Genomic DNA, 21,932 nt, shown 5'->3' on the forward strand with positions numbered 1-21,932 from the left:
AATAATACTATACGGAGGTGTAGAATTAAATGAAAAAAACATTATTAAAAAAACTTGACCCCGATTCTAAGGGCAAGCTTATGCAGTTTTTAGATAAAAAGGGGTTCTACGTGGTTTTATTTGTATGCGTGGTCATTATAGGTGCTACAGCTGTTCTTGTAACCAGAAATAATCTTGAGTTTTATTCACAGAATGGGATCATTGATGAGGAACCGGTAATTGATGAAACATCGGGCGATATCGTTGAACCATCAGATATTCCGGTTATTGCAAATGCAGATTCTGCAAGCAGCACACAGCCTGCGGATATTGCAGATGAAGAAAATACTAATGCACCTGATCAGAAAAAACAAGAGACAGCAAAAACAAATAATGAGCAAAAAGAAAAAATTATTGTTGTAGAGCAGCCACTTGTAGAGAAAGAGAGTGCCAAGTCATCGGATGCGCAGAAACAACAGGATCAAAAGACGCAAGTTATTAATCGCTTGCTCCCACCGGTAGACGGAGAGGTGATTTTAGGATATGCAAAAGAGAATCTTGTGTATTCAAAAACGCTGGAGGAGTGGCGTACCCATAATGGCATTGATATCAAAAGTGATAGAGGTACTCAAGTCAAAGCAGCAGCAGATGGTATAATAGAAAAGATATATAAGGATGATGGTCTTGGTATCACCATCGTGATTGACCATGGAAATGGGCTTAAAACTAAATATTGTAACTTATCTACAGATAATATGGTTAAAGAAAAACAAAGTGTAAAACAGGGACAAGCAATTAGCGGCGTTGGAGATACGGCGGCGTTTGAAATCGGTGACCAGCCTCATCTTCATTTTGAAGTCATTAAAGATGGAAAAAATGTCGATCCTGTTACACTATTGCCGAATTAAACATATGAAAGAGCCCGGATCTATACCCGGGCTCTTTCATATGTTTTGATCTATTTCTCTTTTCGTTCTTTTTTATATTTTTTCTTGGTGGCCAGTCCGCCCCGTATATGCCTCTCTGCCTTGTTTTCCTCCAAAATCATCTTTGCGTTTTCGGCAAGATTAGGATTTATCTTTAGAAGTCGCTCTGTTACATCTTTATGTACTGTTGATTTTGAAATGCCAAATTTCTTTGCAGTTTCTCGTACTGTTGCTTTGTTATCAATGATATATTCAGCCAGCGCTACTGTTCGTTCTTCTATATATACTTTCAACTGAGCGGCCCCCCTTATTACGTAATGCTCTGTACATATATATGCTTCATTCTGCACGGATATTACATGGAATCATTAAAAATCAAAAAAATGAGGGAATCATAGATTGGTGTTTAAAAAGATGCCCGAGATGTAGAATAAGTGTTAAAGTTTCGTAAATTGTGCGTAATTTGATGAAATTTTGTGTAAAAAGTATTTAATTATTGAAAAAAATATATATAATTAAAGTAATGGCATTAACATGACGATAAAAAATAAGAGTAGACTATTTCTACGTTTGAGAGGAAGATGTATTTTGTTCGGTTTTGGTCAGGACATCGGTATTGATTTGGGGACTGCAACAGTATTAGTGTATGTCAAGGGAAAAGGAATTGTACTGAGAGAACCTTCGGTAGTAGCAATTGATAAGAATACAAATCGCCTTCTCGCTGTTGGTGAAGAAGCAAGAAAAATGTTGGGTCGAACACCGGGAAATATTGTTGCGATCAGGCCGCTTAGAGATGGAGTTATTTCAGATTACGATATAACCGAAAGAATGTTAAAATATTTCATAAAAAAAGTGTGTGCGCATAGGATTTTTAAGCCGCGTATTATTATATGCGTGCCCAGTGGCGTTACGGAAGTGGAAGAGAGAGCGGTCATCGATGCGTCTCTTCAAGCAGGAGCCAGAAAAACATATTTAATAGAAGAGCCTATCGCTGCTGCCATTGGCGCGGGAATTGATATTGCCAAGGCATGTGGGAGCATGATTGTAGATATTGGAGGAGGAACTACCGATATTGCGGTCATATCGCTTGGAGGAACAGTGGTAAGCAATTCCATTAAGGTCGCGGGAGACAAGTTTGATGAGGCAATTGTAAGATATATGCGAAAAAAGCATAATATTATGATAGGTGAAAGAACAGCTGAAGAGATGAAGGTTACCATTGGATCTGTATATCCAAGAGACCAGGAAATCACCATGGATGTCAGAGGACGAAACCTCATCACGGGACTGCCAAGAACCATCACAGTTACATCTACTGAAATGCTGGAAGCGTTTGAAGAGCCTGTTACCAGTATAGTAGAAGCCGTTCTGTCGGTGCTGGAGAAGACACCACCGGAACTGATTTCAGATATTAGTGACAGAGGCATGGTATTGACGGGTGGAGGCAGTCTGATTAGTGGGCTGGACAGGCTTTTGAATGAGAAAACAGGAATTAATGTGATTATTGCGGCAGACGCCATCTCATGCGTTGCTTTAGGTACCGGCAAGGCGCTGGAAAATATTGAGGTATTGCAGGAAGGTATCGCGAAGATGAAAAGAAGATAGAAGGGATGTTGGCTGATGATCAGAGGATTATACACTTCTGCAAGCAGCATGTTGAATTCACAGAAAAAAATGGACATTATTACGAATAATCTTGCGAATAGCTCTACTACAGGATACAAAAAAGATATTGCAGTTTCACAGTCTTTTCCCGAGCTATTAACAAAAAGGATTAATGACATAAAAAATGGGCAGCCAGCTAATGCAAATATTGGTACAATGCGTTTGGGAAGTGATGTAGTTGAGATACATACGGATTTTACGCAAGGAACGCTCATACGTACCGATAGTCCCACTGATATAAGCATTCGAAACAGTGATACTGCTTTTTTTGCAGTTTCTGTTCCTGGAGAAGGTGGAGAACAAGAGATGTATACCCGCAATAGTTCATGGGTCATTGATGGAGAAGGTTATCTAACCACAAGAGAAGGGTACCGGATTTTTGGTAATGATGGATACATACAGGTCGCTTCCGATAACTTTCATGTTCAAGAAGATGGAAGTATATATCTGGATAATGCTTATGTAGATACCTTGCGAATTGTAGAGTTTGGAGACACCACTGATTTCGAGAAATTTGGAAACAATGTGTTGCAGGCACCGGAAGGTGCGATTACTCAGCCTTTTTCCGGGCAAGTCGCGCAAGGGTTTATTGAAAGCTCCAATATCAATTCCATTGAAGAAATGGTAGGCATGATCAATGTAATGCGTTCCTATGAAGCAAACCAAAAAATAATTAAAGCGTATGATGATACGTTGGAGAAGGTTATTAATGAAGTAGGAAAAACGTGACAAGCAGTGAATAATTAATAGTGAATAATTAATAGTGAATAGTGAATAACGAATAAGGACTAGTGAATAATTGTATATAGAATCGCTCTATTAAGTGATAGGCGTAATATTAGGTGTGATATCATATTGTACATTGTGCATTGTCCATTGTCCATTAAAAAAAAGGGGTGCTTTTTAGTATGATGAGAGCGTTGTGGACTGCGGCATCGGGGATGACTGCGCAGCAGCTTAATGTAGATGTAATATCCAATAATCTTTCAAACGTAAATACAACGGGTTACAAAAAACAGAGAGTAGAATTTAAGGATTTATTATATGAGACTCTTTCGAGGGCGAATGTACTGGAAGGCGAAGGGAGACCGGTTAACTTGCAGGTAGGGCACGGTGTGGCGCCTGTTTCGACTGTGACCGCTTATACCATGGGAAACCTTGAAAAAACAGATAATCCTTTGGATTTTGCCATAGATGGGGAAGGCTTTTTTGCAGTAAGAGATGCTAATGAACAAATCGCGTACACCAGAGACGGAAGCTTTAAGATCAGCATAAGCGATGGAGAAGCTAAACTTGTAACAAAAGAAGGATATGCGGTATTGGATGACGGAGATAATGAAATATATCTTACAGGAATAGATGTGAATAGTCTATCTGTTGGGCCTACCGGAGAATTAACTTATATCGATGAGGATGATGTAGTGCAGTCTTTAGGGCAGACGCTTCAAGTAGTACAGTTTCAGAATAGAGACGGACTATTGAAGACCGGTTCAAACTTTGTTTCTCCTTCATCAGCTTCAGGAGAACCGATTTTGGAAATGGATATTGAAAACAAGAGCACACTGATGCAAGGATTTTTAGAATCTTCCAATGTTCAAGTAGTGGAAGAAATGGTTAAACTGATTGTGGCGCAAAGAGCATATGAAGTTAATTCTAAAGCGATTCAGACCTCCGATGAGATGCTGCAAATGGCGAATAATCTGAGAAGATAGCACTTATTGTTAATGTACAATGTACAATGGACAATATAGATAATTAGATTTGGAAATCAAAATATAATCATATGTAGGCAACTTTATAGTTGACTGTCATAAAATAATAGCGCAAGTTAGGTGATGGTATGAAGGTTGATGGATTGTCTTCCGGTGTGGGTAGTGTGAATGTACCGGAGAGTAAGGTCGATAAGATAAAAGAGAAGGATTTTCAGGCGGAATTGGAAAAAGCGTTTAGCGAAAAAGATGAAGAGAAGCTAAGAGACGCGTGTAAGGAATTTGAGACAGTATTTATAAATATGATGTATAAGCAGATGAGAGCCACAGTGCCGAAATGGGATATTGTTCCGGAAAGCTTTGCAAAGCAAACTTTTGAATCAATGTTGGATGAAGAGTTTGCGGCGAATGCAAGTAAAGGACAAGGGACAGGGTTAGGTGAAATGCTATTTAAGCAGTTATCCCGGCAAATGCAGAATAAATATAAATAATATAGGTGACAGTATAAAATGAAGAAATTTCTAGTTAAATTAGCTGCGGCAGTGGTGATAATATTTACCGCTGTTTTTTTATTATCTCCATATCACATCGATGAGAAGAGCATGCCGCAGCCTGAATCAGTTATAACAGACAAGTACCCTGAAGCCGTGGTATATAGGCAGCAAACAGAAACCATAAATGGGAATAGACAAGTCATTCATATGCTGGAGGTCAATCTTCATAATCCGAAAGTAAAAATTTCTCCTGTGCTTTCCCATGATAGTATCTTCGGATTTGAAAAAACCAGTTCGATGGCGCAACGTAAAAATGCTTATGCAGCAGTAAATGGAGGTTTTTTCTATCCTTATGGGCAGCCATCGGGATTTTTTATAATAGATGGGGAATTATTGTGTTCTCCTGTGTCCATGACCGGAATACCCGTATTTGCAATTAATCAAGATAGAAAAGTGATTATGGAGAATATAGGCCTACGCATATTTTTAAAGATGGAGAATAATAGTTTAATGATTGATGGCATTAATCGTGAGCCCGATAAGAATGAAATCATAGCTTTTACACCTGAATACGGTCTTTCCACAAGGCTGAGAGGAAGAACCGTGTTTAATGTCATTACTGAGAAGGGTGTTATTACAGAATCCGGTTTGTATGATGACGAAGTTGAAATCTCACGTCAAGGCATAATAATCGCAGCCACTGGAGAGCGAACGGAAGAGCTGCGGTCTTTACTAAATAAAAAAGGAAGTAAAGTGGAACTTTCCTATAAAGTGACTCCGGATTTGGGAAGCATTGTCCAAGCAATGGAAGGAGGATTTTGGGTTGTAAAAGATGGTGAAAAAGTAGTGAAAGAAAAAGAACCGTGGGTAGGATTAATGACCAATCGTGAGCCAAGAACAGTGGTAGGAGTTAAAAATGATCATACAGCAGTGTTCATGACCGTGGATGGCAGGCAGCCCGGGCATAGTATCGGACTGACCGGACACGAACTTGCGGAGTATCTGCTGTCTAAAGGCATATATAATGCACTTATGCTGGATGGAGGCGCCTCAACAACGATGGTAGTGGACGGGAAAATTATAAATAGACCTTCATACAGAGGTCAGGAGCGTAGGATAGGAGGAGCGGTTGTCATAGAAGTTGACAAGTAGGAAGTGATTGGATATAATTTTATCACCAAGTGATAAGAGTAATTAACAATTAACAATTAACAATTAACAATGAAGTTGGGTAATGTAGAATTATGGAAATTAGTTATTGGATGTGACACTTGAATAGGTATACAATTTGAGTAAATAGCTTTTTATAAAAAAAGAGTTTCTTGCGATTAAGCCATAAAAACATTATTAACTGTTCATTATTCATTATTAATTAAATTACGGAGGTTAGTGATATGCTGTCGAATGCGGAGATTCAAAAAATTATTCCTCATCGCTATCCATTTATGCTGGTGGATAGAATTGAAGAGATGGAGATAGGGAAAAAAGCGGTAGGGATTAAGAATGTAACCATTAATGAACCGTTTTTTCAAGGACATTTCCCCGGGAATCCAATTATGCCGGGGGTCTTGATTGTTGAAGCGTTGGCGCAGGTAGGCGCGGTGGCCATACTTTCTATGGATGAATACAAGGGTAAAATAGGCCTTTTTGCAGGAATAGATAAATTAAGGTTTAAAAGACAAGTAAAACCGGGAGATATACTGAGGCTCGAAATAGAGATGACTGCACTCAGAAGAAATATAGGCAAAGCAATTGGTACTGCCTATGTAGGAGATGAACTGGCGGCTTCAGGGGAGTTAATGTTTGCTATCGTGGATAACATGGAGTAAATGATGTGAATGGGTTGGTATACATATACCAACCCATAATAATAGCGGCAGACTACTCTGCCAGCATAAGTAATTGTTTTGTTGTCCAGTCTTTGTTGCGGCAAATTCTAGGGATCGATGTCCATTTGTTATCATAGTTAAAATAAAACGCGTTCACAATGGTTAGTTCTGATGTAGAAGTTGCAAAGGGCAGTCCATCAATGGGCCAGGCCATTACAATGCCATTTTGCTTTATCCATAGATTCACCGGCAAAGATTGCAGTTCTTTAGGAGGAGTCACTAAGGCAATCTCGAAGTTTTGATAGTTGTTTAGCTGCTCAATCAAAGCATAGATATGTTGGCGAAAGTGATCTTTAGAAATCATCACATCACATTGAGCAATTGTTGATAATTCAGGACAATAAATACTATTTTCTTTTGCAGCTTGTTCTATTTTTTCGATATTATAGATATGGCGGACGTGGTATTTAGAAACATTCTCATAAAAACTTTCATTTAGCTGCTGATGAAATTGTACGCATTGCTCCACATGTGCTCTATCCACTTGATTCTCAATGAGAATATCTTCTAGCAATTTTCTCGGCATACTGGAGAAGATAGGTACATCGCCATAAAAATAAGAAGATTCTCTTATCTTTCCTTCCATAATAAATTTATTTAATAATTTATCTATGCGTTTCATAGAATATTTTTCAATTAATGGCCGACATTCCGATACGAGCGTATTAAATATCCATTCACACTGCTTTATAGTTACCGGATCGGTATAAAAAGATGTATAGCGGTTTTTAGAAGGCTCTATGGAAGTCATTCCGGATACGGCAGCGGCGTTTTGTACGATAAAGAGTGTCATTTTAAATGGAGTATCGGAGTATCTCGGGTAGAACCATGACTCAACACTTCCTGTCATATGAAGTGGAAGCCATTGATTAACAATGGATGCAAGATTTTCAACTTCCCGGTCCACCCAATGAATAATTCTAATCTTATGTTTTTTCATGATAATTTTAGTAAGCTTTTCTTTCCACATTTCTAAAAAATACGGATCTTCCGTTAACCAAGACATGTCTTCTTGGCTGACTAATAAAAGCTGTTGTCCTTCCGGCATAGAAAGAACACATTCGAGAAACTGGATAACAGCAATGCGTCTTCCTTCATTGCCGGTGTATACTTTATAGGTTGCTTCATAGCTGTATTGAGGACTGTGTAAAAGAGAGACCGCGGGTACTTGAATATGTGGTGACATTTTTGGGTCTGTCAGCCATCGGCAAAAACAAGAACACAGTGCTTCTCCGGAAGTTGTATCTACTTGAGGATCATAAGCAGTTAGCAGATCTTTTATGATGTCTTGTCCGCTGATTCTTTCGATAGATAAAAAATATTCAGCTATTTTCTTCAGGTAAATGGAACGAGCAGATAAAGGGCGGCGATTATTTTTCCACTTGCTAATTAATGAGTGATCTATATAAAGAGCTTTTGCCAGTTCTTTGCCAGAGATCCCGGTGACATTCATCAAATAGGAAAGCTTTGAAGTATTTGTATCCATAACCTCACCACCTTTTGAATTAATATATTAATAATAATAAAGTTGTCCACTTTTTGTCAATCAAAAAATATTGACGACAGGAGTTGTTTTAAAATGGAAATCCCCATGCTTTCAACGCATGGGGATTTCCATTTATATTTTTAGGAAGTTTCTTGTCTAAGCCATCGCTCTTACAGTTGTATCCAATTCACATTTTTCCAAAAACATTTCGCCTACCCGATGAACATCCCCGGCACCCATTGTAATGATAACATCACCTTCTTGGACGTTTTGCAATATATAAGATGTTATTTCATCAAAGCTTGAAATGTATTGCGCATTACATCCGTTTTCAGCTAGTTTTTCTACCAGGTTTTTCGAATGAATTTTTCCATCATCCGGTTCTCTGGCAGCATATATATCGGTAATGATGACTTTATCAGCCTGATAAAATGCATTGGAAAACTCATTTAGCAGTGCGTAGGTCCTGGTATAAGTATGCGGCTGGAAGATGCACCATAATTTTTTGTGGGGAAATCTGGACGCTGCACCAAGCGTAGCTTTTACTTCTGTAGGGTGATGTGCATAATCATCCACTACAGTGATTCCATTTGCACAGCCTTTAATTTCAAAGCGCCGATGGGTACCTCTAAAAGAGAACAAACCATCAACGATACATTCTACAGGTATTCCGGCAGCATAAGCGCAGGCTGCTGCTGCCAAAGCATTATATACATTATGCATGCCCGGTATATTGAGTTGTATAGATGCAAGCTTGCTGCCTCTATACAAAATATCAAACTTAGGGAATCCGGAGGTGCTAAATGTGATATTCTCAGCTTTCCAATCGTAATGTCCGTCTTTTATACTGTATGTAAAAATGGTGCAGTTTATTCCTTCCAGTGCTTGAAGAACATTAGGGTCATCCCCGCATGCGACGATGTATCCATCTTCAGGAACCAATGCTGCGAATTTTCTAAATGCTTCAATAATATGGCTTAAATCTTTAAAATAGTCCAGATGATCTTCCTCAATATTTAATATTACCCCAATATAAGGATAGAATTTTAAAAAGCTTTCTACATATTCGCATGCTTCTGTTACAAAGTATGTACTTTTTCCCGTGCGGACATTGCCTCCGATAGCATCCAATTCTCCGCCTACCAATACAGTGGGATCTAATTTGGCATTTAGCATAATAGAAGAAATCATTGAAGTAGTAGTCGTTTTTCCATGAGTACCTGCCACTGCGACAGCATGGTGATATTTTTTCATGATCTCACCAAGAAGCACAGGGCGTTCAATAATGGGAATTCCCAATTTTTTTCCTGCTTGAATTTCAGGATTGAAATCTTTCACCGCAGCTGTATAAACGATAAGATCCGCACCATCAATATTATTTTCCGAATGATGTAAAAAAAATTTCACACCTAATCTTTTTAATTTATCGGTTAATGGGGATTCTTTCATATCCGAACCGGATACAATGAATCCACTGCTAACAAGTATTTCTGCCAGAGCACTCATGCTGATGCCGCCAATTCCGACAAAATGCACATGCGTTCCTGCCTTTAGTAATTCAAGTTTAAATTCTGTCAAATATAACACTCCTCACTTGCCCTGAACCTAAAGAAAATTAGGACTTTTGGGTTATTATCAATTATTATCAATTATAACACAATATATTCATTGGTTTCTTCCATTATATATGAATGAGATCATAAATGAAAAGGATTTTTGATGATTCATAGGTTATTTCTCATAAATTAGTATATGGGAAATATTATCAAAATATAATAAGTGAATGTTTTTTAAAAAATTCTTTAAAATATTCGTGTCTTTGTGTATAATGATGAGTAATGATATCTTGGGCTTTAAGCGTGGAGCTTGGAGAATAAGGATCTCCAAGCTCCTGACGCTCAGCTACGAGCGTAATAGGAGGATAAATAAATGGAGAAACTGCAAAGAAACGAACGTATTGCAGCGTTGATTAAAATATTGAGTGACCAGCCTAATCAATTGTTTACATTTAATTTTTTTGTTGAAAGTTTTAACTGTGCTAAATCCACGTTAAGTGAAGATGTTGAGATACTAAAAGGTATTGTAGAAAGATTCGGTTTAGGAGTGGTAGAGACAATTTCAGGTGCGGCAGGAGGCGTAAAATATCTTCCGCTTATTGGGCAAGATAAGAAGGAAGAAATCATATATAGATTGTGTAAAGATCTGTCAGACCCTACACGCATATTGTCAGGTGGCTTCTTATATATGACAGATATTATCTATAATCCTGCGGTTATAGACAATGTAGGAAAGATATTTGCGGAACAGTTTATAACTAAAAATTTCAATTACGTTGTAACGGTAGAAACAAAAGGGATTCCAATTGCGATGATGACAGCAAAGTACTTGAATGTACCTTTGATTATCGTGAGAAGAGACAGCAAAGTGACAGAAGGGTCTTCGGTAAATATTAACTATGTTTCGGCCTCCAGTAAAAGAATTCAAACAATGTCGTTATCAAGAAGAGCGCTGAAAAAGAATTCTACAGTGCTATTTGTAGATGATTTTATGAAAGGCGGGGGAACGGTACGAGGAATTATTGAGCTTATGAGAGAGTTTGAGTCCAGTGTAGAAGGAATCGCCGTTTTAATTTCTACAAAAGAGCCGGAAAAAAAATTTATTAATGAATATTTTTCACTAATAACCTTAAATTATGTAAATGAGCAAGAAAATATTATTGACTTGATACCGGGTATAAAAATAAGCTAAAGTGCGAATGATAACAAAAGAACATATTAATATTTTTCTTTAAACTATTGACAGTAAACTTATGAATAATATAAAATTTTAAATGTTTCTGCATTGATTTGACAGCATAGTTTAGACAGTTTATAAAACAATGAACACAGTTGCTTCGTAGGAGGAGGTATACACATCATGGAAATAACAGATATTCGTATTCGGAAAATTAACGCAGAAGGCAAAATGAAAGCGGTGGTATCGGTAACTTTTGATAACGCGTTTGTAGTTCATGATATTAAGGTAATTGAAAGCCAGGATAAGTTGTTTATTGCGATGCCAAGCAGAAAAACTCCTGATGGTGAGTTTAAAGATATTGCCCATCCGATTAATGCGGATACCCGGGAGGCTCTCCAGCAGGCTATACTGGATAAGTTTGAGTCAACACTGGTTCAAGAGAATGAAAATATGCAGGAAGAGCAGAACATACCCCTGCAATAATATCAAATAAAGACACTAGATGGTGAGGACACTAGATGGTGTCTTTTTTTTGTTGATTAATGATTCTGTTAGCAACAACAAAATATTTATATTTGGGGTTGAAAAAGTACAAGAAAAGTGAGAGAATAATAACGGTAAAAAAATAACAAGGACGGTGTTGCTGTTTGAAAGACTTGTCCGCAATTATATTAGCTGCCGGCGAAGGAAAACGAATGAATTCAAAAACATCTAAAGTGCTTCATAAAATATGCGGAAAGCCATTGATTGAGTGGGTATATGATTCTATACAGGAAGCAGGTATCCAGGATTGTATTATGGTAGTAGGACACAAGGCAGACCAAGTTAAATCATATATGGGACAAAAAGTAAAATTCGCTTTGCAGGAGAAACAGCTTGGTACCGGACATGCGGTAATGCAAGCACAGCCAATGTTGACAGGTATGCAAGGACATGTAATCATATTGTGCGGAGATACTCCACTGATTAAAGGAGAAACAATAAAGTCAGCGCTTGATTATCATATTGAAAACGACCACTCGGCTACTATTCTGACTACGGAGGTCGATAATCCTACCGGATACGGAAGGATTATAAGGGATGTACAGGGAAATGTCCTGAAAATTGTTGAGCAGAAGGATACAAATCAAGATGAACAGGAAATTAAAGAGATAAATTCGGGGATTTATTGCTTTAAAACTGCACATTTGCTAAATGCGTTAGCAAAGCTGAATAACGACAATTCTCAAGGTGAATACTATCTTACCGACACCATTGAAATTATTCTTCAAAACAATAGTAAGGTAGGCGCAGTGAAGATTGGTGATCCGGAAGAGCTGCAAGGCATTAACAATCGCTTCCAACTGTCGGAAGCAGAGCGTGTAATGCAGCAAAGAATTTTGCATAAACATATGGAAAACGGTGTTACCATTATTTCACCTCTTAATACATATATAGGTGCGGATGTAGATATAGGAATGGATACCATTGTTTATCCGGGCTGTATACTGGAGGGCAGTACAAAGATAGGAGAAAATTGTGTTGTAGGGCCAAATAGCCGTATTGTAAACTCCGTAATAGAAAATGATGCGGAAATACAAAACTCGGTAGTAATAGACAGTAGTGTAGGTGAAAATACACATGTAGGGCCTTTTGCATATATTAGGCCTGAAAGCACAATAGGTAAAAATGTCAAAATAGGTGACTTTGTAGAAGTAAAAAAATCGGTGATCGGAGACTATACCAAAGTATCGCATCTGACATATATAGGCGATGCAGATGTTGGGCAGAATGTGAATATGGGTTGCGGCTCGGTAATCGTAAACTATGACGGACAAAAGAAACATAGAACGACCATCGGGGATAATGCTTTTATAGGATGCAACGCGAACCTTGTTTCACCGGTAACAGTCAAAAACAATGCATATGTAGCTGCCGGTTCCACAATCACCGAGGACGTACCTGAAAGCTCCCTGGCCATTGCAAGAGAGCGGCAGGTTGTAAAAGAAGGATGGATGGAGAAAAAGGGGAGACAACACAAATGATAACTCACGGAAAGAATATAAAGATTTTTACGGCAAGTTCAAATCCTGACCTTGCAAAGGCAATTGCACAGCGTGTCGGTGTTCCGTTAGGAGATTCACAGGTTGGAACTTTTAGTGATGGAGAGATATTTGTTAATATTGGGGAAACAGTAAGAGGTTCAGATGTTTTTGTGGTACAGTCCACCAGTTATCCTGTGAATGATCATATTATGGAACTGCTTATAATGATAGATGCGTTTAAGAGAGCTTCTGCCGGAAGAATAACAGCGGTTATTCCATACTTCGGTTATGCACGCCAAGATAGGAAGTCAAAAGCCAGAGATCCTATTTCGGCAAAACTGGTAGCGGATCTTATAGCGACTGCGGGGGCAGATAGGGTATTAACCATGGATCTTCATGCACCACAGATTCAAGGGTTTTTTAACGTGCCGGTGGATCATTTGCTGGGGGTACCTATATTAGGCCGGTACTATGCTTCTAAATTTGAATCCAATAAAGAAGAGGTAGTTGTCGTATCACCCGATCTGGGAAGCGTAACAAGGGCGAGAAACTTTGCAGCACGTTTGGATGTTCCCTTGGCGATTATTGATAAGAGAAGACCGAGAGCAAATGTGGCGGAAGTAATGAACATCATCGGAGATATTAAAGATAAGAAGGTTGTATTGATAGATGATATGATCGATACTGCCGGTACCATTACCCATGGCGCTAAAGCATTAATTGAAAGAGGAGCAAAAGAAGTTTATGCGTGCTGTACCCATGGTGTACTTTCCGGACCGGCGCTTGAGAGAATAGAAAACTCAGTTATCAAAGAATTGATTGTATTGGATACAATTCCTTTTACTCAAGAAAGACAGATAGATAAGATTAAAGTTTTATCCGTTGCTCCGGTATTTGCTGAAGCGATAGAAAGAATTTACGAGGATTTATCGGTAAGTACGCTGTTCGTTTAATAGTGAACAGTGAATAATGAATAGTGAATAATGAATAGTGAATAGTGAATAGTGAATAATGGACAATGGACAATGGACATTGTACAATGAGGAGTAAGCAGCAATAAAATAGGTCAGGTTCAATGCCTGGCCTTTTAGTCGTATCTATGATGGTTGGTTTGCTCCCCACTCCCTACTCCTTACTCCCAACTTTTATTGAAAGGACTGATGACATGCATTTGATTGTTGGCCTGGGTAATCCGGGAAGCAAGTATGCGGGAACCAGGCATAATGTTGGTTTCGAGATTATTGATTATCTAGCTGCTTTGTATCATATTAAAGTAGAGAAGATCAAACATAAAGCATTAATAGGTGAAGGATTGATTCAAGGGAAGAAGGTAGTACTTGCAAAGCCGCAGACCTACATGAATCTTAGTGGTGAAAGCATTAGAGAGATGAAAGAATGGTATAAAATCGATCATGACAACATAGTTGTTATATATGATGATATAAGTCTTGAATTGGGGAAGATAAGAATACGGCATAAAGGAAGTGCTGGGGGGCATAACGGGATAAAATCTATTATATATCAACTAAAGTCAGAAGTGTTCCCGAGAATAAAAATAGGGGTAGGACAGCCTTCACACCCGGAGTACGATCTTGCGGATTTTGTACTGAGCAAGCTTTCGGGAGAAGAACGGAAAATAGCAATAGACTCTTATGAAAGAGCTGCTGATGCGGTTCCTGTTATTTTACAGGCAGGAGTTGCCGAAGCTATGAATAGGTTTAATGGAGGATAAAATGAGAGGTTTTGAAGATATCCTTTTAGAATTGGAAGAATATAAAAATTTATTATCCGGTGTGCAGGAGGGGTACTCCCCTATTAACGTAACAGGGACCTCGGATTCGCAAAAAGCACACCTGATTTATTCTTTATACCGGCATACCGGAAAATCATGTCTGATTCTTACGCATGGAGACCTGCAAGCAAAAAAATTGTATGAAGATCTATCTTTCTTTGTAGGTGATAGGGTAAAACTATTGCCTGCCAAAGAGTTTATTTTTTATGATATTGAAGCATCCAGTACAGATATACTGCAAAATAGACTTAAGGTAATGGATGATTTATGCTTTAAACATGAAAATCTGATTGTTATTGTCTCTGTCGATGCTGCGCAGCAGTATATCATGCCTGCCGAAGTGTATATTAAGAGCAGTATTGTATTAGAAGTAGGGATGGAATACGACCAGAATAAAATGGTAGAAAATCTTATGACATTGGGCTATGAGCGGGTGGATATGGCGGAAGGCAAAGGGCAATTCAGCATAAGAGGGGGAATCATAGATGTGTACCCTCTTGTTTCTGATGATGCGTATCGAATTGAGTTTTTCGGTGATGAAATTGATTCAATCAGAGAATTTGATGTGGTATCCCAGCTATCTGTTGAAAAGGTTAATCAGATCAGCATAGCACCGGCGAGAGAAGTGATTTTTGATAACCGGCAAACAAGTCAAGTAATAAGCAAAATGAAGGGTGTTTTAGAAAAGCTGGAAAGAAAAATGGCTATCAGCAGCCAAAAGGAACTTATTGAGCCTGCTGTTCAACATTTGAAAAGAGATATTGAGCAAGTACAGCAGCAAAGGTATTTCCCCTCTATTGATAAGTATCTGCCTTTCGTATACGAAGATAAGTCCACTGTATTGCAGTATTTTAACAGCAATGATCTTATTTTTATTGATGAGCCTTCAAGAGTTCGGCAAAAAGCGGATACTTCTGCTTTTGAATATAATGAAACTGCTAAAACAATGATGGAGAAAGGCCTGTTATTGGAGCAAACATATGATTTGCGGTTGGATTATTCCGAGTTGATCAGCCGGATAACGGCAGGTGCCGCGGTCGGACTAAGTGCGCTTTCACATTCGAGTCCTGATTATAGGCCTAAACGTATGATCAATATGGTCACAAAGACGCTGCATTCCTTTCATGGCAAAATTGATTTTCTTTATGATGATCTAAAAGAATGGAAGCAAAAAAAATATAGAATTATTGTATTGTCCGGGACAAAAAACCGGGGAGAGCAGTTAGTAAAGACATTAAATGACATGGGGCTTAACAGTGTATATATGCACCAAATAGAAGAGTTGATGCCTAAAGGGCAAATCACGGTAACCCATGGAAGTTTAAATAAGGGTTTTGAGTACCCGCTGATAAACTTTGTTATTATAAGCGATAAAGAAATATTCAGGCAAGAAAGGAAAGTCAGCAAGTCAAAACTTAGGAAGTCGGCGAATAGGATCAAGGCGTTCACTGATTTGAATAAAGGTGATTATATTGTGCACCAAAGTCATGGGATTGGTCAGTATGTCGGAATAGAAAAGCTAATGGTTGAAGGTGCGGCAAAAGATTACTTAAAGATAAAATATAATGGAGAGGACTTTCTGTATGTGCCGGCCAGTCAATTAGACCTTATTCAAAAATATATAGGGGCCGATGGTAAAGCTCCCAGGTTAAATAAGCTGGGAGGCAGCGATTGGATAAAAACAAAAAACAAGGTCAAAAAATCAGTGCAAGAGCTTGCGAAGGGATTGCTGGAGCTATACGCACAAAGACAGGCTGTAACAGGATATGCTTTTTCGTCGGACACCACATGGCAGAGACAGTTTGAAGATACTTTTCCCTATGAAGAGACCACTGATCAGATGCGGTGCATAGAAGAAGTCAAGGAAGATATGGAAAAGTCAAAACCTATGGAGAGGCTGCTTTGCGGAGATGTAGGGTATGGTAAGACAGAAGTCGCCATTAGGGCGGCTTTTAAAGCAGTAATGGATGGGAAACAGGTAGCGTATCTTGTTCCTACCACTGTTCTTGCGCAGCAGCATTATAATAATTTTATGCAGCGGATGAAAGACTTTCCCGTAAAAGTGGAAATGCTTAGTAGGTTTAAGAGTGCCGGGGAACAAAAACATATTGTCAAGCAGTTGAAAACCGGAGAAGTAGACATCATCATCGGGACGCATCGAATTCTTCAGAAGGATTTGCAGTTTAGGAGCCTCGGTTTATTGATTATAGATGAAGAGCAGAGATTTGGTGTGACACATAAAGAAAAATTAAAGAGTATAAAAAAAGATGTGGATGTGCTGACGCTAACCGCTACGCCTATTCCCAGAACCCTTCATATGTCCATGATCGGGGTGCGGGATATGAGTGTCATTGAAGAGCCTCCCGAAGACAGATATCCGGTGCAGACTTATGTACTGGAATATAATTATGCACTCATTCAAGATGCGATTATAAGAGAGATCAACAGGGGTGGGCAGGTATACTACTTATTCAATCGAGTAAAAGGGATTCATAGGGTAGCAGAGGAAATCCGTCAGATGGTTCCGGAAGCAAGGGTGGCAGTAGCCCATGGTCAAATGAGTGAACATGAACTGGAAGAGGCTATGTTAAAGGTATTAAATGGTGAAATAGACGTGTTGGTGTGCACAACCATTATAGAAACCGGTTTGGATATTCCTAATATGAATACGATCATTATGGAGGACGCCGATAGGATGGGATTATCCCAGTTATATCAGTTGAGAGGAAGAGTCGGACGTTCCAATAGGCTGGCCTATGCCTATCTGACTTATAGGAAAGATAAAGTGCTGCAAGAGGCCGCAGAAAAAAGACTGCAGGCGATAAAGGAGTTTACCGAATTCGGATCAGGATTCAAAATCGCGATGAGGGATTTGGAGATACGGGGTGCAGGGAATCTGCTGGGACCGGAACAGCACGGACATATGGAAGCAGTAGGATATGACATGTACTGTAAACTGCTGGAACAGGTAGTAAAAGAGCTTAAAGGGGAACCGGTGGCAGAAAAAACTGAAGCATCCATTGATATCAATGTGGATGCATACATTCCTGAAAACTATATAAAGAACCATAGCCAACGGCTTGAGATCTATAAGAAAATTTCTTCTATTGCAGATTTGCAGGATTCGTATGATGTAGAGGAAGAGATCGAAGACCGCTACGGAGACTTGCCGGCGGAAGTATCGAATTTGATTAAGATTGCCTTATTAAAAAATTTGAGCAGCGAACTGAATATATCCTCCATTAGTCAAAAAGGCAATAATATTATTATTCAATTTTTGGGTAATGGCGGGCTGAATATGGAATCGGTATTTACAGTGGTAAGTCAGCATAAAAAGCAGATGTTATTTACAGCCAGTGATAAGCCGTATATCACATATAAAACTGCAGATGTGAAAAGTTCTAAACTTCTGGATAATATTAAGATTATATTACAGCACTTGAAAGAATTGCAGACAAGCTGATTTTCCAGTATAATAAGTGAAGTAATACTCATCATAAAGATAAAATGAAGATAGTTAGGAGTTGTTGTATTTGAGAGTAAAGGCTTTGGCACGGGTTTTAAGTGCAGTATTAATGTTCAGCTTTATTCTTTCTGGATGCGGTAATGTAGATATAAATAAAGAAGTGGCCACCATTAATGGAGAAAAGATTACAGTAAGGGAGTTTAACTTCTTTTTATGGACTGTTAAAGAAAGAATGCAATTAGAAGCCCAAAACGCAAATGTTGAAAACTTCTGGGATACGGAAATTGAAGGAAAAAAAGCCATTGACGTAGCAAAAGAAAAGGCTTTAGAAGCAGCAGTAAGTAATAAGATTCAAATGCAGAAAGCAAAAGAGATGGGGATTACCCTTACCGATGAAGATTCAAAACAGATTACGGAAGAGAAAAAACAGTATGTTGAAGGTTGGGGCGGAAAAGAAAATTATCAAAAGCTTTTAAAAGAGAAAGGCATGACGGATAAAAGTTTTACTGAAATTCTGGAAAAGCTAAAATTATCTGAAAAGCTATATAATAAGGTCATCGGTGAAGGGACAGAATACAATATCTCTGATAGTGAGATTCAAGCATATTATGACGCCAATAAGCAGATGTTTTATAAGCCGCAGGTAAAAGCAAAGCATATACTCTTAAAAACAGTAGATAAGGATTATCAACCTCTACCTCAAGAAAAGCAGGATGAGGCTAAAAAGACCATTGATGAGATCAGCACTAAGATCAAAGCCGGGGAAGATTTTGACAAATTAATGAAAGAATTTTCACAAGATGAAGGCTTGGAGCAATATCCGGACGGATATACTTTCGGAAAAGGCGAAATGGTTCCGGAATTTGAAGAGGCTGCTTTTAGTCTTGAGCCGGGGCAGGTTAGTGAAGTTGTAAAGAGTGCATATGGCTATCATATTATAAAGCTGTTAGATAAAATAGAGGCTTACTATTCCATAGAGGAAACGAAGGACTATATTAAAGAAAACATCCTTATCCCTCAAAAATATAACGAGCAGGTAAATAAGTGGAAAGAAGAAGCGAAAGTTGAATCAAATCAAGAAATCATTAAGAAAATTGAATTTGAAACAGAATAATTTTTAGAATAACCGGATGTGAATCCGGTTATTTTTTTTAGCATGTTTTCTCCATAGCATGCAAAGAGTACAAAAACATGTATAAAACACCAGTAAAATATTCATACTAAAATTGTAATTAACAATATTTATAATTAAGAGGAGGTAATATAACTTGAAAGCGACTGGCATAGTGAGACGTATAGATGATCTTGGCAGAGTAGTCATTCCAAAAGAGATTAGAAGAACCATGCGGATAAGAGAAGGAGACCCTCTTGAGATATTTACCGATAAAGAAGGGGAAGTAATACTTAAGAAATACTCTCCTATTGGCGAGTTAGGTGATTTTGCGTCCCAATACGCTGAAACCCTTGCGAAAACAAGTGGCCATGTAATATGTATCACAGATAAGGATGCTGTAATAGCTGTTTCCGGAGCACCTAAGAAAGATTTCGTTGAGAAAAGGGTAAGCGTAGATCTGGAAAAGATGATGCAAGAAAAGACTAATTTTGTGGCAAAAGGCGGAGAAGAAAGAAAGATCGCAGTTATCGATGGTGGAGATACCAGGTATACCACCGGAGTCGTTGCTCCTATTATTGCCGAAGGTGACCCCATTGGTTCGGTTATCTTTTTGAGCACAGATCCGAATGTTAACATGGGCGAAGTAGAAACTAAACTTGCGCAGTCTGCAGCCGGATTCCTTGGGAAGCAATTGGAACAATAATAATATTCATACTACTTGTAGGAAACAGATAGCATAAGAAAAGCTATCTGTTTTTTTGTGTGCCTCTTTCTTTTATTAGAGATGATTGGTATAATATAACACATTGAATGAATAAAATTATAAGTGATGATTTTTATAAGTCAAATTGGCAACCATTCGTTGTAATAGTTTTGAATTTGGTAGTATTATAATTATGAGTTAAGTACGAGAGGCAGGGGAAGGTTTTGGGTAAGACATATAAGCAAACATTTTTACAGGGAGCGTTAATATTAGTATTTGCCAACGCTACTGTGAAAGTAATCGGAGCATTATTTAAAGTTCCCTTAACATATTTATTAGGTCCGGATGGTATGGGGATATACGGAGCGGCATATGAGATCTATAAATGGCTGTTTGTCATTGCTACGGCGGGTTTGCCGGTAGCGGTTTCGAAAATGGTTTCTGAAAGTGTAGCACGTGATAATCGACGTGAAGCACACAAGGTTTTTAATATAGCTTTTTTCCTTTTAAGTATTATAGGTATAGCAGGCACAAGTATACTGTTTTTTGGCTCAAGATTTTTAGCGGATGCTTTTGGAAATTCAAGAGCATATCTTGCTGTGATGGCAATGTCTCCGAGCTTATTATTTGTTGCAATCATGTCGGCATATAGGGGTTATTTTCAAGGTTTGCAGAATATGATTCCGACAGCTGTTTCAGAGGTAGTAGAAGCATTAGGTAAGCTGGTGGTAGGGTTCCTTTTAGCATACTTATGGGTTTCGCGAGGTGTGGAATACTCATCGGCAGGAGCGATCCTGGGGGTATCTACTGGTACGTTTTTAGGTGCGGTTACTCTCTATTTTATATATCGGTTTTCACAAAAAAGTATTAGTGCTGAAATGAGCCAAGCTTCCAATACTGTAAAAGTGAGATCATCCGGACAGATACTATCTCAGCTTATTAGAATCGCAATACCTATCACGTTGGGGGCATCTGTATTTAGTTTAACGAGCGTAATTGATGCCGCAATGATAATGAATCGTCTGCAATCTATAGGCTTTACAGAGAAAGAAGCCAGCACAATGTATGGATATCTTTCGCAATATGCTGTTACAATGTTTAGTCTTCCTCCGACATTGATTGTTGCGATAAGTACCAGTATTGTTCCTGCCATTGCAAGTGCTTACGCAGTTAATAATTTACGTCAGGCTAAAAAAACAACAGAGTCTGCTTTGCGAATTACCTTGTTATTCGCACTGCCAAGTGCAGTAGGATTATCAATACTTTCCGGACCGATATTGCAGTTGGTCTTTCATGATGCAGGGGCAGAACAGCTATTAAATATTTTAGGCTATGCGGTGGTGTTTGTTTCTATGGTTTTGGTAACCAATGCTTTGCTTCAAGCTACAGGCAGAGTAATGATTCCTGTAAGAAATATGCTGATCGGAGGAATTATTAAGATTATCACCAACTACATACTTGTAGGTATTCCGGGAATGAATATTAATGGGGCACCTATCGGAACAAATATATGTTACTTTATTATTATTGTTTTGAACCTTATTGAAGTAAAGAAAGTAACCAATGCTAATTATAAAATTACCGACTTTATCATTAAGCCCATCATAGCAGTTGCTTCAATGGCAATCGCAGTGATTTTTACTTATAACAATTTAATGCGTATTACACAAAGCAACAGTATCTCTGCTTTAGCAGCTATGACGGTTGGAGCGTTAATTTACGGACTTATGCTCATCGCTATCGGAGGAATTAAGAGAGACGATATTGAAATGATGCCGAAGGGAAAAACACTGCTGAGATTTTTTAATAAATTTGGACTACTGAAATAATTGTACAATGGACAATGTACAATGAAAACCAATATGAAAGATCTCCGGAATTCCAAGCCAAGCAGGAGAAAAATATATAATCAAAACCATATAGAGACATAAGTAATACAAAATGATTTA

General features: G+C 38.3%; 19 protein-coding genes. 16 read left to right on the forward strand and 3 right to left on the reverse strand.

The genetic code is table 11. The features are described 5' to 3' along the window. Nucleotides 1–29 precede the first annotated feature (29 nt). Nucleotides 30–887, forward strand: a complete 858-nt coding sequence (locus tag QKW49_RS17375; protein WP_282863927.1) for a M23 family metallopeptidase — start codon at nucleotides 30–32, stop codon at nucleotides 885–887. A 50-nt stretch (nucleotides 888–937) separates the two neighbouring features. Here the strand turns inward: QKW49_RS17375 and spoIIID are convergent, their stop codons facing one another. Next, on the reverse strand, nucleotides 938–1,198 hold the full coding sequence (gene spoIIID, locus QKW49_RS17380) for a sporulation transcriptional regulator SpoIIID (protein ID WP_282863928.1): 261 nt from the start codon (nucleotides 1,196–1,198) through the stop codon (nucleotides 938–940). 295 nt (nucleotides 1,199–1,493) lie between these two features. Here spoIIID and QKW49_RS17385 point away from each other — a divergent pair, with 295 nt between their 5' ends. The 6 genes from QKW49_RS17385 (at nucleotide 1,494) to fabZ (ending at nucleotide 6,602) form a co-directional block, all read left to right on the forward strand. Next, nucleotides 1,494–2,510, forward strand: a complete 1,017-nt coding sequence (locus QKW49_RS17385; protein ID WP_282863929.1) for a rod shape-determining protein — start codon at nucleotides 1,494–1,496, stop codon at nucleotides 2,508–2,510. 15 nt (nucleotides 2,511–2,525) lie between these two features. After that, a complete protein-coding gene (locus QKW49_RS17390; protein WP_282863930.1) occupies nucleotides 2,526–3,299 on the forward strand; it encodes a flagellar hook-basal body protein in 774 nt (257 codons plus the stop codon). Between the two features lie 179 nt (nucleotides 3,300–3,478). Continuing rightward, a complete protein-coding gene (gene flgG, locus QKW49_RS17395; RefSeq protein WP_282863931.1) occupies nucleotides 3,479–4,282 on the forward strand; it encodes a flagellar basal-body rod protein FlgG in 804 nt (267 codons plus the stop codon). A 128-nt stretch (nucleotides 4,283–4,410) separates the two neighbouring features. Next, nucleotides 4,411–4,770 (forward strand): rod-binding protein, encoded by a 360-nt coding sequence (locus QKW49_RS17400; RefSeq protein ID WP_282863932.1) that lies wholly within the window; start codon nucleotides 4,411–4,413, stop codon nucleotides 4,768–4,770. Nucleotides 4,771–4,788: 18 nt separating this feature from the next. Beyond that, nucleotides 4,789–5,925 carry a phosphodiester glycosidase family protein gene (locus tag QKW49_RS17405; RefSeq protein WP_282863933.1) on the forward strand — a complete coding sequence of 379 codons (1,137 nt, stop codon included), beginning with the start codon at nucleotides 4,789–4,791 and terminating at the stop codon, nucleotides 5,923–5,925. A gap of 242 nt (nucleotides 5,926–6,167) precedes the next feature. Continuing rightward, nucleotides 6,168–6,602, forward strand: coding sequence for a 3-hydroxyacyl-ACP dehydratase FabZ (gene fabZ, locus QKW49_RS17410; protein ID WP_282863934.1), 435 nt, complete (start codon nucleotides 6,168–6,170; stop codon nucleotides 6,600–6,602). Nucleotides 6,603–6,654: 52 nt separating this feature from the next. Here the strand turns inward: fabZ and QKW49_RS17415 are convergent, their stop codons facing one another. Further along, the gene (locus QKW49_RS17415; protein WP_282863935.1) at nucleotides 6,655–8,148 is read right to left on the reverse strand and encodes a helix-turn-helix transcriptional regulator; all 1,494 of its coding nucleotides are present in this window, start codon (nucleotides 8,146–8,148) and stop codon (nucleotides 6,655–6,657) included. A gap of 156 nt (nucleotides 8,149–8,304) precedes the next feature. Next, entirely contained in the window at nucleotides 8,305–9,726 is a 1,422-nt protein-coding gene (gene murC / locus QKW49_RS17420; RefSeq protein WP_282863936.1) for a UDP-N-acetylmuramate--L-alanine ligase, read from the reverse strand. 351 nt (nucleotides 9,727–10,077) lie between these two features. Here murC and purR point away from each other — a divergent pair, with 351 nt between their 5' ends. The 9 genes from purR (at nucleotide 10,078) to QKW49_RS17465 (ending at nucleotide 21,812) form a co-directional block, all read left to right on the forward strand. After that, on the forward strand, nucleotides 10,078–10,896 hold the full coding sequence (gene purR / locus QKW49_RS17425; RefSeq protein ID WP_282863937.1) for a pur operon repressor: 819 nt from the start codon (nucleotides 10,078–10,080) through the stop codon (nucleotides 10,894–10,896). A gap of 168 nt (nucleotides 10,897–11,064) precedes the next feature. Continuing rightward, on the forward strand, nucleotides 11,065–11,367 hold the full coding sequence (spoVG, locus tag QKW49_RS17430) for a septation regulator SpoVG (protein WP_282863938.1): 303 nt from the start codon (nucleotides 11,065–11,067) through the stop codon (nucleotides 11,365–11,367). Between the two features lie 164 nt (nucleotides 11,368–11,531). Then, complete coding sequence (gene glmU, locus QKW49_RS17435; RefSeq protein ID WP_282863939.1) at nucleotides 11,532–12,908, forward strand: bifunctional UDP-N-acetylglucosamine diphosphorylase/glucosamine-1-phosphate N-acetyltransferase GlmU; 1,377 nt, start codon at nucleotides 11,532–11,534, stop codon at nucleotides 12,906–12,908. Beyond that, on the forward strand, nucleotides 12,905–13,861 hold the full coding sequence (locus tag QKW49_RS17440) for a ribose-phosphate pyrophosphokinase (RefSeq protein WP_282863940.1): 957 nt from the start codon (nucleotides 12,905–12,907) through the stop codon (nucleotides 13,859–13,861). The genes glmU and QKW49_RS17440 overlap by 4 nt, the downstream gene beginning before the upstream one ends. Before the next feature lie 212 nt (nucleotides 13,862–14,073). After that, nucleotides 14,074–14,640 carry an aminoacyl-tRNA hydrolase gene (gene pth / locus QKW49_RS17445; RefSeq protein WP_282863941.1) on the forward strand — a complete coding sequence of 189 codons (567 nt, stop codon included), beginning with the start codon at nucleotides 14,074–14,076 and terminating at the stop codon, nucleotides 14,638–14,640. Between the two features lies 1 nt (nucleotide 14,641). After that, entirely contained in the window at nucleotides 14,642–18,163 is a 3,522-nt protein-coding gene (gene mfd / locus QKW49_RS17450) for a transcription-repair coupling factor (RefSeq protein WP_282863942.1), read from the forward strand. A gap of 70 nt (nucleotides 18,164–18,233) precedes the next feature. After that, complete coding sequence (locus tag QKW49_RS17455) at nucleotides 18,234–19,280, forward strand: peptidylprolyl isomerase (RefSeq protein WP_282863943.1); 1,047 nt, start codon at nucleotides 18,234–18,236, stop codon at nucleotides 19,278–19,280. Between the two features lie 154 nt (nucleotides 19,281–19,434). Continuing rightward, nucleotides 19,435–19,983: a stage V sporulation protein T gene (gene spoVT / locus QKW49_RS17460; RefSeq protein WP_282863944.1), complete on the forward strand. Its 549-nt coding sequence runs from the start codon at nucleotides 19,435–19,437 to the stop codon at nucleotides 19,981–19,983. Between the two features lie 224 nt (nucleotides 19,984–20,207). Beyond that, nucleotides 20,208–21,812, forward strand: a complete 1,605-nt coding sequence (locus QKW49_RS17465) for a polysaccharide biosynthesis protein (RefSeq protein WP_282863945.1) — start codon at nucleotides 20,208–20,210, stop codon at nucleotides 21,810–21,812. Nucleotides 21,813–21,932 lie beyond the last annotated feature (120 nt).

Source organism: Petroclostridium sp. X23 (genome assembly GCF_030013905.1).
GTDB lineage: Bacteria > Bacillota > Clostridia > SK-Y3 > SK-Y3 > X23.